This is a genomic window from Agrobacterium sp. Ap1 (genome assembly GCF_017313375.1).
GTDB classification, from domain to species: domain Bacteria; phylum Pseudomonadota; class Alphaproteobacteria; order Rhizobiales; family Rhizobiaceae; genus Neorhizobium; species Neorhizobium cellulosilyticum.
Genome location: NZ_JAFLMY010000007.1, coordinates 106,840 through 122,054, shown reverse-complemented (window position 1 = coordinate 122,054; position 15,215 = coordinate 106,840). Strand labels below are relative to the sequence as shown.

The 15,215-nt window shown below is 59.3% G+C and carries 13 protein-coding genes and 1 riboswitch; of the genes, 4 read left to right on the top strand and 9 right to left on the bottom strand.

Features of this window, described 5'->3' with window-relative positions:
* Window positions 1-86 precede the first annotated feature (86 nt).
* Window positions 87-198: riboswitch (TPP riboswitch) on the bottom strand.
* A 98-nt stretch (window positions 199-296) separates the two neighbouring features.
* From JZX87_RS15815 to JZX87_RS15775, 9 genes are all read right to left on the bottom strand, one after another.
* Window positions 297-1,355, bottom strand: coding sequence for an ABC transporter ATP-binding protein (locus JZX87_RS15815; protein ID WP_206826683.1), 1,059 nt, complete (start codon window positions 1,353-1,355; stop codon window positions 297-299).
* Window positions 1,356-1,367: 12 nt separating this feature from the next.
* On the bottom strand, window positions 1,368-2,885 hold the full coding sequence (locus JZX87_RS15810) for a DUF5060 domain-containing protein (RefSeq protein ID WP_206826681.1): 1,518 nt from the start codon (window positions 2,883-2,885) through the stop codon (window positions 1,368-1,370).
* Window positions 2,886-2,912: 27 nt separating this feature from the next.
* Complete coding sequence (locus JZX87_RS15805; RefSeq protein WP_206826679.1) at window positions 2,913-3,788, bottom strand: carbohydrate ABC transporter permease; 876 nt, start codon at window positions 3,786-3,788, stop codon at window positions 2,913-2,915.
* Complete coding sequence (locus JZX87_RS15800; protein WP_206826677.1) at window positions 3,785-4,684, bottom strand: carbohydrate ABC transporter permease; 900 nt, start codon at window positions 4,682-4,684, stop codon at window positions 3,785-3,787. The genes JZX87_RS15805 and JZX87_RS15800 overlap by 4 nt, the downstream gene beginning before the upstream one ends.
* 92 nt (window positions 4,685-4,776) lie before the next feature.
* Window positions 4,777-6,015: an ABC transporter substrate-binding protein gene (locus JZX87_RS15795; RefSeq protein ID WP_206826675.1), complete on the bottom strand. Its 1,239-nt coding sequence runs from the start codon at window positions 6,013-6,015 to the stop codon at window positions 4,777-4,779.
* 254 nt (window positions 6,016-6,269) lie between these two features.
* On the bottom strand, window positions 6,270-7,748 hold the full coding sequence (locus JZX87_RS15790; protein ID WP_206826673.1) for an FGGY family carbohydrate kinase: 1,479 nt from the start codon (window positions 7,746-7,748) through the stop codon (window positions 6,270-6,272).
* Window positions 7,745-8,707 (bottom strand): transketolase family protein, encoded by a 963-nt coding sequence (locus JZX87_RS15785; RefSeq protein ID WP_206826671.1) that lies wholly within the window; start codon window positions 8,705-8,707, stop codon window positions 7,745-7,747. Before JZX87_RS15785 ends, JZX87_RS15790 begins: the two co-directional genes overlap by 4 nt.
* The gene (locus JZX87_RS15780; RefSeq protein ID WP_206826669.1) at window positions 8,707-9,528 is read right to left on the bottom strand and encodes a transketolase; all 822 of its coding nucleotides are present in this window, start codon (window positions 9,526-9,528) and stop codon (window positions 8,707-8,709) included. The genes JZX87_RS15785 and JZX87_RS15780 overlap by 1 nt, the downstream gene beginning before the upstream one ends.
* Window positions 9,529-9,586: 58 nt before the next feature.
* Complete coding sequence (locus JZX87_RS15775) at window positions 9,587-10,567, bottom strand: sugar phosphate isomerase/epimerase family protein (RefSeq protein WP_206826667.1); 981 nt, start codon at window positions 10,565-10,567, stop codon at window positions 9,587-9,589.
* 379 nt (window positions 10,568-10,946) lie between these two features.
* Between JZX87_RS15775 and JZX87_RS15770 the strand changes: the two genes are divergently transcribed.
* The 4 genes from JZX87_RS15770 to JZX87_RS15755 all read left to right on the top strand — a co-directional run bounded on the left by JZX87_RS15770 (window position 10,947) and on the right by JZX87_RS15755 (window position 15,181).
* Window positions 10,947-11,888: a D-ribose ABC transporter substrate-binding protein gene (locus tag JZX87_RS15770; protein ID WP_148146921.1), complete on the top strand. Its 942-nt coding sequence runs from the start codon at window positions 10,947-10,949 to the stop codon at window positions 11,886-11,888.
* 70 nt (window positions 11,889-11,958) lie between these two features.
* Window positions 11,959-12,576, top strand: coding sequence for a DUF2291 family protein (locus tag JZX87_RS15765; protein ID WP_183685609.1), 618 nt, complete (start codon window positions 11,959-11,961; stop codon window positions 12,574-12,576).
* Complete coding sequence (locus JZX87_RS15760; protein WP_183685607.1) at window positions 12,573-14,102, top strand: sugar ABC transporter ATP-binding protein; 1,530 nt, start codon at window positions 12,573-12,575, stop codon at window positions 14,100-14,102. Before JZX87_RS15765 ends, JZX87_RS15760 begins: the two co-directional genes overlap by 4 nt.
* Window positions 14,099-15,181, top strand: coding sequence for an ABC transporter permease (locus JZX87_RS15755; RefSeq protein ID WP_183685605.1), 1,083 nt, complete (start codon window positions 14,099-14,101; stop codon window positions 15,179-15,181). Before JZX87_RS15760 ends, JZX87_RS15755 begins: the two co-directional genes overlap by 4 nt.
* Window positions 15,182-15,215: the final 34 nt, after the last annotated feature.

The following is a 15,215-nucleotide window of genomic DNA, read 5'->3' as shown; positions in this document are numbered from 1 at the left end:
AAGTTTCAAGGTTGGAGACCCAGTCCTAGAGCCGGAAAGATGGAAGAACGCCGATCACGGAATCCGGTTTACGGATTTGAGAATTATCGCAGCGTTTTGCACCGTCCCTACGCCAGTATGAACTGGATCAGGTTCAACGGGTCACTGCGCGCGATAGCAGAATCTCAGCCCCTTGACGGGACACCCCTGGTGAATGCGATGAGGCTATGACAGGCGAGCTAGCGGGTCAAGTAGGTGATGCAAGCACCGCGGGAAATCGGAGGGCTCAATCTCGCGGGCTCGCAGTCGGCTTTACCTCAATCGAGCCGCACTTCACTCGCGGGATCGAAGAAGTGGACTTTGGCGGAACTGATCGACAGACGGATCTCCTCACCGGGCGCAAAATCCACCCGGTCGTTGACGACACAGGTGACTTCCGTGCCGCCGACATCGGCCAGAACATGCGTGTCTGCGCCGGTCGGCTCAACCACCTTGATCGTCGCCTTGGCGCCATCCTGCGTGCCTACGGCAAAGCCTTGCGGACGGATGCCAACCACGACGTCACCACTGCTTCCACCCTTCGGCAGCGATGGCAGCGCCAGTCGCTCTCCGCCCGGAATAAGAAGGGACTGGCCCTCGATCTTGCCGCGCAGAAAATTCATTGAAGGCGATCCGAGGAAGCCGGCCACGAACATGTTATCCGGACGGTCGTACAGCTCCAGCGGGGTGCCGATCTGTTCGACGCAGCCGCCGCGCATGACGACGATTCGATCGGCCATGGTCATCGCCTCGACCTGGTCGTGGGTGACATAGACGATGGTCGACGCCAGTCTCTGGTGAAGCGCCTTGATCTCGGCGCGCATCTGCACACGCAGCTTGGCATCGAGGTTGGAAAGCGGTTCGTCGAACAGGAAGACGTCGGGATCGCGAACGATCGCGCGGCCCATGGCGACGCGCTGGCGCTGGCCGCCGGACAATTGCGACGGCTTGCGCTGCAGGAGCGGGGTCAGTCCGAGAATTTCGGATGCTTCCGCAACCTTCTTGTCGATCTCGGCCTTTTTCATGCCGGAGATTTCCAGCGAGAAGCCCATGTTCTGGGCGACCGTCATCTGCGGATAGAGCGCGTAGTTCTGGAACACCATGGCGATGTTCCGTTCCTTCGGCGACAGCGTGTTGACCACACGCCCGCCGATATCGACACGCCCTGCGGATATGTCCTCGAGGCCGGCGATCATTCTGAGAAGGGTCGACTTGCCGCAGCCTGACGGGCCAACCAGGATGAGGAATTCCCCATCCCGGATGTCGATCGTAACACCCTTGACCACTTCGAGCGCACCAAAGCTCTTGCGCAGATCGGAGACTTGAACCGTCGCCATGATGATACCTCTCTAATGCGTCTTGCGTGGGCGTATGCGCACAGCAAGATATGGCCGGCCCGGCAGCGTCAGCCCGAACGCGGCGGCAAACTGGTTGGTGATATGAGAACCACCGGTAATGCGCTGCGGGTGAACCTTCGGCAGCGGCCCCTTCTCCAGCGGCGTGATGCTCATGTTCCAGACATCGATGAGATCGATTTCCCAGTCGCCATCTTCTTCCGGCAGGCCGAGCGCCCATTCGACCGGCTGATGCTCGCCGAAATAGATGTAACGGACGTCGCCATCCTGAGCCGCGGATACCCGCTTGTAGGTCGTGCCCCGTTCCAGCATGGGGGTCAGGCCATTGACGGCATCCTCCTCGAAGATCTTGCGGAGGAAGTCGATACGCGCCGATGCCTCGCCATGAAGCACGCCGCCCTTTGCCCACCAGAGTTCGTCATTGGCATCGAGGAATGTTTCGCCGTGACCGATATAGCCGCCACGGCAAAGCGTCAGCCAGTAGCGATGAACCAGTTCGTGGCCATCGATATTGCCCCATTCCTTCGGGATATTGCCTTCGTATTCGGGCTCGTCGTTGACGACAGGCTTGCCATAGGCGGCGCGCCAGTCGAGCGTCTTCTTGACGTCCCAGTTCTGGATGCAGACGTGATCCACCCAAGGTTTGCGGTGATCGTAATTCTTGTCCACATCGCCATTGTGGATCGACTTCGGATGGCGCAGCGGATCGCCTTCCTCGATGATCTGGAAGAAGCGGTCCCAGCGCTCCATCGGCTTCGTATCGAGAAGGAAGTCGTATTCGTTGGCGAGCGACCACCAGACATTTCGGTAGGCGGCGATACGCGCGACGATATAACGGAGATATCGGAAATCCTGCTCCTCCGTCATCGTGCAATAGCCCCAGCGGTCATAGGGATGGAAGAGGATGATATCGGCCTCGATCCTCATTTCCATCAGACGGCCGATCTGGTTTTCGAAATGCCGGAAGCATTCGAAATTCGGCCTGTCCATGTCATGGCTGCCATCGGCGCGCTTCTCATAGACGTCGAAGAGCGGCTCGTTGGTGTTGTAGATATAGTCTTTCGGGAATACGCCCATGCGGATCTTGTTGAACGGCGCCGTCTCGAGCGTCCTGAAGGTCTGCTCCTGCAGCTCGACCGTCTGGTGCGTCCAGGCATAGCAGGTCGTGCCGAAGGGCAGGTATGGCTTGCCGTCGGCATAGGCGAAATGAAACTGGTTGCGCACCCGCACCGGGCCGTGAACGCCCGACTTGGCCGGACCAACGGTCAACGAGCCGTTCAGGCCTGCCAGCGCCTTGTCGCTGGCGGTCGTTACGAAGCGCCAGGCACCCTCGGTGGCCGGGCAGAAGCGTACCTTGTAGACGCCGTCACCATCATAGAAACCGGGAACCGTTACGTCGCGATTGCCGAGCGAAAACGTCGCGGCGAAACTGACGTCGAGATAGGGATTGCCGCCTGCGGGACCCTTGGCGGAAAACTCGAAGACATCCCAGCGGCTCACTTTTTCTGACATTTCTAACTCCTGAATATGATTGGATTTTCAGCCCTTGACCGCACCTGAAGTCAGTCCGCTGACGAAGTATCTCTGGAAGATCATGTAAACGAGGATGGCGGGGAACACGGTCATCGCGATCGCCGCATTCAGCTGGCCGTAATCGGTCGAGAACTGCCCCTGGAAGGACATCAGGCCGAGCGGCAGGGTCCACATGTGACGGTCCTGCAGCAGCACCAGCGCCATGGCGAATTCGTTCCAGGTGGAAACGAAATCGAGGATCAGAAGCGCAGCCAGCACCGGCAGCGAGATCGGCAGGAATATCCGGCGAAAAACCGTGACATGCGAGGCCCCGTCGATCAGCGCCGCTTCCGACAACTCCTTCGGCACCGCCTTGAAGAAGCCGTGCAGAATGAAGACCTGATAGGGTACGCCGAAGGCCAGATAAGGCAGGATGACGCCGGGATAGGTATCGATCAGGCCGAAACCGTTCACCAGGGTGAAGATCGGCGCCAGCATGACCTGGAACGGGATCATCGCACCGAAGAGGAAGAACAAAAGCAGCAGTTTGCCGAAACGCAGCCTGATCCTTGCCAGAGCATAGGCGGCCATCGCCGAAAACATCAGGCCGAGCGGCACCTTGATGACGGTGATGATGACGCTGTTCTTGAACGTCGTCTCGAAATTGCCGCGCGCCCAGGCGCCGGAAAAGTTGTTCCAGGCGATGGCTTCCGGCGGCGTGAAAGCGCTTGTTGCCATAACCTCGGCATTCGACTTGAGCGCCGTGAATGCGATCAGAACGACGGGCGCAATCCAGACCAGCGCAAAGGTGACGAGGATTATCCAGAGGATGATCAGAAAAGGGTCCCGGCGCGGCTTGAGCAGCAAGGCGTCGTCTTCCTGGCGGGGTGCTATAGCAGTCATTCGCCTGCTCCTTCATCACGTTGCGACCAGCGCAGGTAGGGAACTACGATGGTCAGCGTGACCAGAAGCAGGATGACCGAAATCGCCGAGCCTCTGCCGAAATCGAAGATCTGCATCGACTGCATGAAGGCCCATAGAGCCAGCATCTGTGTCGACTGGGCCGGGCCACCACCGGTCATGCCGTAGACGATATCGAAGGCCTTGAGGGAGGAGATGGTCGACAGGACGAGGACGATCGCCAACGTTACCCGCAGCGCCGGCAGCGTCACATGCCGGAAAACCTGCCAGCGGCTCGCACCATCGATGCGTGCGGCCTCGACAAGCGAACGATCGACGCTCTGCAGGCCGGCGAGGAAAAGCACCATGGAAAAGCCGACATACTGCCAGGTATAAGCGACGAACATCGAATACAGAGCGATCTCGCGGTCACCCAGCCAGTCGCTGATCAGCGACTGCAGGCCCAGACTGGTGAGGACCTGATTGAACAGGCCGAAGAACGGGTCATACATCCATCGCCAGATCGTCGCGACCGCGATCGGTGCGATGATGACCGGCAAATAATAGACGGCGCGCATCGGTACCCGACCAAAGAGTTGCTGATTGAGGCCGAGCGCCAGCAGCAGGCCGATCGTGGGCGGGAAAATGACGGCAAGAACGGTCCAGGTGATGGTGTTGCGCAGGGCAACCCAGAACACCGCGTCATTCGTCAAAATGTAGCGGTAATTCTCAAGCCCCACCCATTCCCTGTGCGGATCGAGGCCGTTCCAGTGCTGGAAGCTCAGGAACACGACTTCGATCATCGGCCAGATGGCGAAGGTGGCATAAACCGCCAGCGCCGGGCCGATAAGCATCAGGGCTTGCGCCCGTGAGGACTGCATGATTTTCGAATTGAACATTGGAAACCCGTTTATCCCGAGTCCTGACCTGCAACGCAGGTCGACAGTCTCCGCGGCGAAGACGCCGCGGAGAGATCAGGCACAAGCCTGATTTACTTCTTGCGGTTGCCGATAAACGTTTGCATTGCAGCCGCTGCCGCCTGAGGCTCGATCCTTGCTGCCGCGACATCGTTGATGACGCGGAAGTATTCTGTCGTCACATCGAGCGGGAATGCCTGGTCGCCGTTGACGAACGTGCCCTTCGCGTCAGCGAATATCTGCGTCCACTCCTTGTGCATGGCCGACGCATTGTCCTTGAGCTTCACTTCCTTGTTGACGGACAGCGCACCGAACGTGCCGGCAATCTGCGTCTGGAATTCGGTCGAGGTGAACGAGTTGATGAACTCGGCGGCGAGATCCGCCTTGGCGGTCTTCGACGAAATGTAGAAATATTCGGCGAAGCCATAGAGGCGACCGGTGCCGTTGGGGAACGGGAAAACGTCGTAGTCGTCGACGTTGCCGCCTTCCTTGATCTGCGAGACGAGCCAGTCACCTTCGAGCATCATCGCAGCGCGCTTTGCCAGGAACAGGGTGAAGGACTGCTTCTGGTCGACGCCCATGAACGGCGACAGGATATAGTTCTGTCCCCACATCTTCATCTCGGCAAAGGCCTTGGTGGCGCATTCCGTCTTGCTCCAGTCCGCCTTCATCGATTTCAGCTGGTCATGGACATCCGCACCGCAGGTGGTTTCGAGAATTTCGTCCATCAGGCGCATCAGGTGCCAGTTGACCGAGCCACCGAAAGTGAAGGCCGGAATACCGGCTGCCTTCAGCTTCTTTGCAGCCTCGACCAGCTCGTCATAGGTCTTCGGCTCCTGGGTGATGCCCGCCTTTTCGAACATCGCCTTGTTGTAATACAGGCCCTCGCCGGAGAAGCGGAAAGGCACGCCGTGCTGGCCGGAACCGTAGCTCTTGGAAAATGCCAGGGACGGGCCCGTCAGGCGGTCGTTCCAGCCGTATTTGGCGTAATCGGCGGTAATGTCCTTGCTGAGGCCTGCCTTGACATATTCGCCGCCAAGCCCGAGGCCTGCCCAGCTCATATAGACATCCGGCCCTCTGTCTGATCCGGCGGCGACGCGCAGGGCGGTCTTGTGCTCGTCGACGCCGCGCATGACGATTTCGACGTTTACACCGGGATGGGATTTTTCAAAATTCTCGGCCGCAGTCTGAAGCGCCTTCACCTGCGATTCCGCAGAATAGCTGATCGTCCAGACGGTCAGATCCTCTGCATGCGCTGCCGTCGCCACCGTTGCCAGTGCAGAGGCAGCCAAAAGCCTTGCGAACGTTTTCATAAGATCTCCTCCCAAAGATCGCTTGAAGTCCTCATCGAAGACTATCAAGTCATTTTCGTTTCATGTCAAATGTTTTCGAATTCATCCGATTTGTTTGATTTCATAACCAAGTTGCTTTCATTTGAAAGCCACTCGCGGAAGTAGTCGAAACATCCAGCGACATCCCTATGCGATCTTCTGCCAAGCCGACCTGCCATAACAACACTTCAGCAATGAAGCGCTGCCAGCTCCGGACAGGGTTGGTTTTCGCCACCCTAATGCGCAATCAACCTCGTCAGAAGAGCCTGCCAGCCGCGCATTGCTTCCAGCCGCCAACCGTCGGCATCGGCCTGTGGCAGAAACTCGCTCCGGGTTTCATCGGTGCCTGGCGTATCCCCATAAAGGCTGAGCAGCGCCATCATCGCGACTCCGATCGCCCCGACCTCAGCCTGACCGCTCCTCGCGACCGGCCGATCCAGAACATCTGCCTGCATCTGCATCAGGAAATCGTTCGAGGACGCACCGCCATCGGCCAGCAAGCCATCAAGCCTTGCCCCGAGATCCTTTTCCATGGCGGTAAAGACGTCCGCTATCTGCAGGACGATGGCATCGAGCGTAGCGCGCGCCAGATGAGCGCGGGTCGTCGCCAGCGTCATGCCGGAAATCGTGCCCGAAACATTGTCGTTCCAATGCGGTGCACCCAACCCGGCAAGAGCCGGAACGAAGACAACCCCGGCGGCATCCGGAACGCTCTGGGCAAGAGCGGACAGGGCCTTTGCATCCAGCAGGCCAAGCATCTCGGCGGCAAAGGCGGCAGCTTGCGCGGAAACGGTGATATTGCCTTCCAGCGCATAGGCGATGCCGTTCCGGTCGCTCCATGCGATCGTGCTGGAAAGGCCGTTTTTCGACAACACCCGTCCGGGCGTCAGCGTCATCAGCGACGATCCGGTTCCATAGGTTGCCTTGACAAGGCCCGGCGCGCGGACGCGATGGCCATAAAGGGCTGCATGGCTGTCACCCATCATCGCAAGGATCGGGACGCCGGTATCGAGTGCAGTCGCGCCTTCGGCCACTTCGCCGAACCGGCTGTCCGACGAGCGAACTTCGGGCAGGGCCGTGACAGGAACGCCGAACAGATCGCAGAGACCTTCGTCCCATTGCAGCGTGCCGGTATTGAACAGCTGCGTTCGCGATGCATTCGAATGATCGGTGGCGAACTCCTTTCCGCCCGTCAGCTTGTAGAGCAGCCAGCTATCGACCGTGCCTGCACGAAGCAGGCCCTGCGCGGCGAGCGTCTTCGCCTCGGCCACGTTTTCCATCACCCAGGCGAGTTTTGAGGCAGGAAAAAGCGCGTTGATGGAAAGCCCGGTCGCCTCGACCACCATCGGGTCGCGGCCTTCGGCAATCAGCGCCTCGCAGGCCCTTGCCGTGCGGCGGCACTGCCACAGGATGGCCGGCGCGATGGGCCTGCCCGTTTCGGCATTCCAGACGACCAGCGTCTCGCGCTGGTTTGCGATCGCAAGCCCGGCGATCCTGGCATCGGCCCTGCCGACGATATCGGCGATGACCGCCTGCACCGTCGCCCAGATATCCTCTGCCGATTGCTCCGCCCAACCGGGGCGGGGATAGCTGGATGTCAGGGGAGCAGACGCCTTGGCGACGACATCCCCCGCCGAATTGACCAGGATCGCCTTGGTATTGGTCGTCCCCTGGTCAACGGCAATGATGAATTCTCCCCTCCCGGCTTCACTCATCCCCGCTTGCGCCCGATCGCCTTGCGTGCGGATCTGGCGATCCCGGTGGCCGTCAGGCCGAAATGATCGAACAGCCATTCGACCGAGCCGGTCGGCACGAAGCCCGGAAAGCCCATCCGCTCGATCGGCACCGGAAGATTGGCGGAGGTGTGTTCAGCCACCGCGCCGCCGAGACCGCCGTGTATATTAGCTTCCTCGACCGTAACGATCGCGCCCGTCTCGCTGGCAGCCGCCGAAATCGCAGCCTCATCGAGCGGCGAAATGGTCGCCATGTTGAGGATACGGGCGGAAATGCCTTCCGCTTCGAGTTCTACTGCTGCCTGGACGGCCAGATGTACCATGGTGCCGCAGGCAATGATCGTGACATCATCACCCTTGCGGACAAGTTCGGCCTTGCCGGGCTGGAATTTGCGGTTTTCAACCGCGAGATCCGGCACCGGCATGCGGCTCAGCCTGATATAGACCGGGCCTTCGTATGCTGCCGCCCATTTCACGGCCTCGGCGGTTTCCCAGCTGTCGGCCGGCACCACCACCTTGATATTACTCAGCGGTCTGAGCCAAGCAAAATCCTCGATCGAATGGTGTGTCGGCCCAAGCTCGCCATAAGCGACGCCGGACGATTGACCTACAAGCTTCACGTTGAAACCGGCATAGGCGATATCGGCCTTGACCTGTTCGAGCGCGCGCCCGGTCAAAAAGCAGGAGGCCGCCGAGACGAAGGGGATGCGGCCGCCATTAGCAAGACCGGCACCGACGCCCACCATGTTCTGTTCGGCAATGCCGACATTCACAAGCCGATCCGGGAACTTCTTCTGGAAGCCGCCGAGCTTGGAGGAGCCGACGGAGTCGTTGACGACGGCGACGATGCGCGAATCACTTTCGGCAAGCTCCTCGATCGTGCGCGCCCAGGCATCGCGACAATCGTAAAAACCTTCCTGTTTTGCAGCGGGTGCAGCCATCAGACCAGTTCCTCCATGGCAGTATTATATTGCTCGGCATTCGGCACGCCATGGTGCCAGGACGCCTTGTTTTCCATGAAGGAGACGCCCTTGCCCTTGATGGTATTGGCGATGATGCAGAGCGGTTTCGAACGGCCGCCTGGCGGTTCGGAGAGAGCATTGACGAGCGCGCCGACATCATGCCCGTCGATCACTTCGACATCCCATCCGAAGGCGCGGAACTTGTCGTCGAGCGGATCGAGACCGTTGGTCTCTTCCGTTCCCATGCCCTGCTGCAGCCGGTTGCGGTCCACAATCAAAGTGAACTTGCCGAGCTTGCGGTTGCCGGCACTCATCGCCGCCTCCCAGTTCGACCCTTCCTGCAACTCTCCGTCGCCGGTGAGCACGAAAGTGCGGTAGTCGCTGCCCGTCATCTGCCCGGCGATCGCGATACCGAGTGCCACCGGCAGGCCATGGCCGAGCGGCCCGGTATTGGTTTCCACGCCGGGAAGATAATTGCGGTTGGGATGGCCGTTCAGCTTCGACTGCGGCTGCATATAGGTTTTCAGCCAGTCTTCCGGATAATAACCGGCAGCGGAAAGGGCGGTGTAAAGCGCGCCCGTTGCGTGGCCTTTCGACATGATGAAGCGATCGCGCTCCGGCATATCCGGCTTTTTCGGGTCATACCGCATCACGCCGAAATAGAGCGTCGCAATGATGTCGATCGCCGAAAAATCGCCGCCGGGATGCCCGAGCTGGGCATCATGGACCATCGTGAAGGCCCTGCGGCGCATCCACAATGCTTTCTCGCGAATGGTATCGACGAGGTCATTCTTCAACATGGGTATTGGCCTTTCATTGCCGGATTGGGCCGGACCTGGCTGTTGCCGCAAGGGGCGCCTACATGGCGCCGAACAGGGCCTTCTGCGCAATTTTCAGCGCACCGATCGCATCGTGGCGGCTCTGGGCTTCCTTCAATGCATCGACATCGAGCGCCTCGAGCCCCTTGTCGGCGGCTTTGAGGAAATCGATCGCGTGATTGGCGGTCGCGACACTGTCTTCACGGAACGGGAACTGGTCGAGCTGCCACACGCCTTCCCACTTGTTCTTCCGCAGAACGTAGAAGAACTCGAAGATTTCGATCGGATGCAGGCTGCCAGCGACCAGATCGTCATCCCAGGAACGGTAGTTGTCGTTCACGTCCATGCCGAACAGCCGGCCGTAGTCGATCGCGAGCTGTGCGCTGTCGGCGGCCGATTCACCGCCCATGATGGCGTGGCCGAAATCGAGCAGGATGCCGACATTCGGCAGGCCGATCTTCTCGATGCCGAGAAGCGTGCGGGCAACCGAACCGAAACTCATGCGAACGCGCGGTTCGCGCGGCTTGTATTCGATGACGAATTTCAAATCCGGGTTTTCGCTGGCGAGCTGGCCGACACCATCGAGCGAATGCTTCCACAGCGTGCCGTAATCGACCTGGAACGGATAGTCCCAGCCATCTTGACCCGGCCACAGCTTGACGTAATCGGCACCGAAATAACGGACCTGATCGCAGGCCTCGGTCACCAGTTCATGAGTGCGGCGACGGACGCCCGCATCCGGGTTGGTGAAGGAACCCTTGACGAATTCGCGCGTGTAGATTTCCGGCGTGATGCCGATGACACCGAGCTTATTGCGATCCAGCGCCTCTTTTACCTGCGCATTGGAAAAGTCGCCGCCGAAGAAGGGATAGTTGATATCGACGACCGACAGATCCTTGACCTGGCCGGCCAGATCGATCGCCTCGATGACGCTGCGCGGCCTGCCGTAACCATCCGTCGCGTAACGGTCGAGATAGGTTGCGAAATGCCAGATCCCGGCGCCGAAACGTTGTGCAGTCATGATGTTTCCTCCGATTATTCCGTGTCGCCCCTATCGGATCTCAAGAATGATGCCGCGCGCTCGTGGCGCCGCTATGCGCCTCCTCCTCAGAATGAGGCGCACATCCCGGACAAACCAACAAAAGACTTTTGATTACTTTCGATCTCTTTCGTTTTGAAGATAACTGACATACGACGGGAGAACATTCAAGTGAATTGTTGGAGCTTCAAGAGGCATGAGGTCTAAAAAATATGCCGCATTGCAACATAAGAGAGAACAAGAAGGCTTGATTGCCACACAAAAGCGCAGCCATCAAAAACATATTGACAATAAACGAAAGTGATCGATAGTTCGCAATAGACGCCACGGGAGGGTGGTCTTTTTTCAACGGGAGGTAATCATGAAGCTTACGAAACGTCTTTTGATGTCTGTCGTCGCGCTGGGTATTGCCGGCGCCATGTCAGGCACGGCACTTGCTGCCGATACGATCGCGATCATCACGCCGAGCCATTCCAACCCATTCTTCAAGGCTGAAGCCGATGGCGCTGCGGCAAAGGCGAAGGAACTGGGTTATGCGACCATGGTTCTGGTTCACGACGATGACGCGAACAAGCAAAGCGAACTTTTCGACAGCGCCATCGCAGCTGGCGTGAAGGCCATCATTCTCGACAATGCAGGCGCGGATGCCTCCGTTGCCGCCGTACAGAAGGCCAAGGACAAGGGCATTCCCTCGTTCCTGATCGACCGCGAAATCACCACGGCCGGCGTTGCCGTTTCGCAGATCGTCTCCAACAACTATCAGGGCGCCCAGCTCGGGGCGGAAGAATTCGTCAAGCTGATGGGCGAAAAGGGCAATTATGCAGAACTGCTCGGCAAGGAATCCGACACCAATGCCGGCATTCGCTCGCAGGGCTATCATGATGTCATCGACCAGTATTCGGAGATGAAGCTGGTTGCCAAGCAGACGGCCAACTGGTCACAGACCGAAGCCTACACCGTGATGGAATCGATGCTGCAGGCACATCCGGATATCAAGGGTGTAATCTCGGGCAACGACACGATGGCCATGGGCGCCTATGCGGCACTTGAGGCCGCCGGCCGCAAGGATGTGATCGTCGTCGGCTTCGACGGTTCCAACGACGTCCGCGACTCGATCAAGAAGGGCGGCATCAAGGCGACCGTTCTCCAGCCTGCCTACCAGCAAGCGCAGAACGCCGTCGAACAGGCGGACAAGTTCATCAAGACCGGCAAGACCGGCCTCGATGAAAAGCAGCTGATGGATTGCATTCTCATCAATGCCGCCAATGCCGAAAAGCTCGAGACCTTCGCGCTGAAGCCATAAGACCGCCATCCCCACCCGGGACATGCCATATGTCCCGGGTGCCTCTTGCTTTAAAAGAAGTGCGGGTACCATGAAAATCACGACCCTGTTTGTGGCAAGCCTTCTTGCCGCGTCCGTTTCCGGCTGCAAACTGGTGAAAACCGGTGATAGCGAAGCTGCTGCCGATCCAATCGCCGAGATCGTCGAGACGACATTCGACACCAAGCTGGTTCCGGCCCTGACCGAAAAGGCGGCCGAGCTTGCAACGCTGCAAAATGCGATCAAGGGCAGCCTCGACAAGGCGGGCGAAAGCTACGGCGTCCGTGTTGGCGGTGCCGGAGGCGGCTGGAATTTCCCGGTCAAGGGCACGGCCACCGTATTGGAAGATACCCGCGCCAGCACCAAGGCCGGCGTTGCGGAAATCGACGTCGATGGCGACGGAAAGGCTGATGCGACGCTGCAGCTCGGCCCGGTCGTCAAGGGCAGCGCCTTGCGCGACACCACCAATCTCTACGATTTCTCGACATTCCGCGACCAGATCGAATACGCGAAACTCGGGCGCGCGCTGAACGACAAGGCCGTCTCCAAGCTCCCCGCTGCCGATATCGAGCTGAAGGGCAAGAAGGTGAATTTTGTCGGTGCCGTGGTCATCCGTACGGCCAGCGAAAAGCCGTTAATCACGCCGGTATCGATCGAGGTCGCGCCATGACGGAAGCCAATCCCATCGGCCTTTCGATCCGCAATGGCTCGAAAATCTATCCCGGCACCCAGGCGCTGAAAAATGTCGATTTCGACCTGCGCATGGGAGCGGTGAACGTTCTCGTCGGTGAAAATGGCGCCGGAAAATCGACGCTGATGAAGATCATCGCCGGCGTCGAACAGCTGAACGGCGGCACGATCGAAATAGACCGCCAGCAGGTCGTCTTCGCCGACAAGACGGATGCCGCAAAACACGGCGTCGGTATCGTTTTTCAGGAACTCAACCTGTTCCCCAATCTGACCGTGGCGGAAAACATCTTCGTCGGCCATGAAAAGACCCGCGCCGGCATCCATATCGACAGCCAGGCGCAGAGAACGGCCGCAGCGGCGCTGATGAAACGTCTCGAGCAGAATATCGACCCGGATACGCCGCTCGGAAACCTGCGGATCGGCCAGCAGCAGATCGTCGAAATCGCCAAGGCGCTTGCCGAAAACGCCCGCATCCTGATCCTCGACGAGCCAACGTCCGCGCTGTCGGCCACAGAGGTCGAGGTTCTGTTCAGGGTGATCAACGACCTGAAGAAGCAGGGCGTCGGCATTGTCTACATTTCCCATCGGCTGGAAGAGCTGATCCGCATCGGCGACTACATCACCGTTCTGCGAGACGGCGCCATTACCGGATCGCGCTCGATGCAGGGCGTCGATATCCCGTGGATCGTCGCCAACATGATCGGCAGCGCCTCGAAGGAATTTCCGAAGACCGGCGACCATGAACTCGGCAAGGAAGTGTTTCGTGTCGATAATGTCTGCCTTCCAAGCCAAGCGGGCGGCTACGCCGTCGACCACATGTCGCTCTCCGTGCGCGAGGGCGAGATCGTCGGGCTTTACGGCCTGATGGGCGCCGGCCGCTCCGAGCTTCTCGAATGCATCATGGCGCAGCACCCGAATTCCTCGGGCCAGATCTTCATCGGCGGCAAGCCGGTGAAGGAGAAAAGCGTCTCCGGCCGCATCCGTCGCGGCCTTGCACTCATCCCCGAAGATCGCAAGCGCGACGGGCTCGTGCAGATCATGACGATCCGCGAAAACCTGACCATGTCGTCGCTTTACGATTTTACCCGAGGGTTTCATCTATCCCTGAAGGCCGAAGCCGCCAAGGCCGCGGAATTCGTCAAGCGGATGGCGATCAAGATCGCCAGCCTCGAACATCCCGTCTCCAGCCTTTCCGGCGGAAACCAGCAGAAGGTGGTGATCGGCAAGGCGCTGATGACAAGGCCGAAAATCCTGCTGATGGACGAGCCGTCGCGTGGCATCGATATCGGCGCCAAGGCGGAAATCTTTCGCACCATGCGCCGGCTTGCCGCCGATGGCCTCGGCATCCTCTTCGTAACATCCGATCTGGAAGAAGTTCTCGCCCTTTCCGATCGCGTACTCGTCATGGCGAATGGACGGCTGACCGGACAATTCCCGGCCGGCGCAAGCGCTGCGGAGGTCATCTCCGCGGCAACCCCAAATCTGAACAGGGTTGAAACACAATGAGCAGCATCGACGCCTCGGGCAACGCCAAGACCGTCATCGGCGGTCACAAATCCAGAACATCGGCGCTTCTGCTGCTTCTGCACATGCGCACCTTCGTGGCGCTGATCCTGGTCTTCGCCTTCTTCGCCATTGCCGCACCGAACTTCCTGACGACAGGCAACATGCTGATCATTTCCAAGCATGTGGCGCTGAACGCGATCCTCGCAATCGGCATGACCTTCGTCATCATCGCAGGCGGGATCGATCTTTCGGTCGGCTCCATTGTCGGCCTCTGCGCCATGGTCGCCGGCTATCTGGTTCTTTACGGCATCGACCTCGGCTTTATCGGTGTCGCCTACAGCGTCCAGTTCAACACGATCGAGATCTGCCTCATCGTGCTTGTCGTCGGCATATTCATAGGCTGGATTAACGGGATGCTGATAACAAAGCTGAATGTCGCGCCATTCATCGCGACGCTCGGCATCCTTTATGTCGCCCGCGGCTCGGCGCTTCTCTTCTCCGACGGCCGGACCTTTCCCAACCTCGCGGGCAATCCGGAATACGGATCGGACACGTTCCGCATCATCGGCTCGGGTACATTCTTCGGCCTGCCCGTCTCCGTCTGGATCATGGTCGTGGTCGCACTGGGCGCTGCCTATCTTGCAACGCGCACACCGCTTGGCCGGCATATCTATGCTGTCGGCGGCAACGAGCGCGGGGCGGCACTCTCCGGCGTCAATGTCGACCGCACGAAACTGTTCGTCTACATGTTCTCCGGGGTTTGCGCCGCACTTGTCGGCCTGATCATTTCGTCACAGCTGCAGGCCAGCCATCCGGCGACCGGCGAGACATTCGAACTCAACGCCATTGCCGCAGCCGTTCTTGGCGGTACATCCATGTCAGGTGGACGCGGCCGCATCGCCGGCACCATTGTTGGTGCATTCGTGATCGGCATTCTTGCGGATGGGCTTATCATGATGGGCGTTTCGTCCTTCTGGCAGACCGTCATCAAAGGTCTCGTCATCATCGCCGCCGTTGTCGTCGATCAGGTGCAGCAGAAGCTGCAGGCTCGTGTCGTCCTGCAGCAGAACGCGAATTGAGGATTTAAAGCGCAAGGCCATTCCTGTAATGATC

What these genes read in the sequence shown, in the direction of transcription:
- JZX87_RS15815 (WP_206826683.1), bottom strand. Translation starts at nt 1,355, where the DNA reads ATGGCGACGGTTCAAGTCTCCGATCTGCGCAAGAGCTTTGGTGCGCTC.
- JZX87_RS15810 (WP_206826681.1), bottom strand. Translation starts at nt 2,885, where the DNA reads ATGTCAGAAAAAGTGAGCCGCTGGGATGTCTTCGAGTTTTCCGCCAAG.
- JZX87_RS15805 (WP_206826679.1), bottom strand. Translation starts at nt 3,788, where the DNA reads ATGACTGCTATAGCACCCCGCCAGGAAGACGACGCCTTGCTGCTCAAG.
- JZX87_RS15800 (WP_206826677.1), bottom strand. Translation starts at nt 4,684, where the DNA reads ATGTTCAATTCGAAAATCATGCAGTCCTCACGGGCGCAAGCCCTGATG.
- JZX87_RS15795 (WP_206826675.1), bottom strand. Translation starts at nt 6,015, where the DNA reads ATGAAAACGTTCGCAAGGCTTTTGGCTGCCTCTGCACTGGCAACGGTG.
- JZX87_RS15790 (WP_206826673.1), bottom strand. Translation starts at nt 7,748, where the DNA reads ATGAGTGAAGCCGGGAGGGGAGAATTCATCATTGCCGTTGACCAGGGG.
- JZX87_RS15785 (WP_206826671.1), bottom strand. Translation starts at nt 8,707, where the DNA reads ATGGCTGCACCCGCTGCAAAACAGGAAGGTTTTTACGATTGTCGCGAT.
- JZX87_RS15780 (WP_206826669.1), bottom strand. Translation starts at nt 9,528, where the DNA reads ATGTTGAAGAATGACCTCGTCGATACCATTCGCGAGAAAGCATTGTGG.
- JZX87_RS15775 (WP_206826667.1), bottom strand. Translation starts at nt 10,567, where the DNA reads ATGACTGCACAACGTTTCGGCGCCGGGATCTGGCATTTCGCAACCTAT.
- JZX87_RS15770 (WP_148146921.1), top strand. Translation starts at nt 10,947, where the DNA reads ATGAAGCTTACGAAACGTCTTTTGATGTCTGTCGTCGCGCTGGGTATT.
- JZX87_RS15765 (WP_183685609.1), top strand. Translation starts at nt 11,959, where the DNA reads ATGAAAATCACGACCCTGTTTGTGGCAAGCCTTCTTGCCGCGTCCGTT.
- JZX87_RS15760 (WP_183685607.1), top strand. Translation starts at nt 12,573, where the DNA reads ATGACGGAAGCCAATCCCATCGGCCTTTCGATCCGCAATGGCTCGAAA.
- JZX87_RS15755 (WP_183685605.1), top strand. Translation starts at nt 14,099, where the DNA reads ATGAGCAGCATCGACGCCTCGGGCAACGCCAAGACCGTCATCGGCGGT.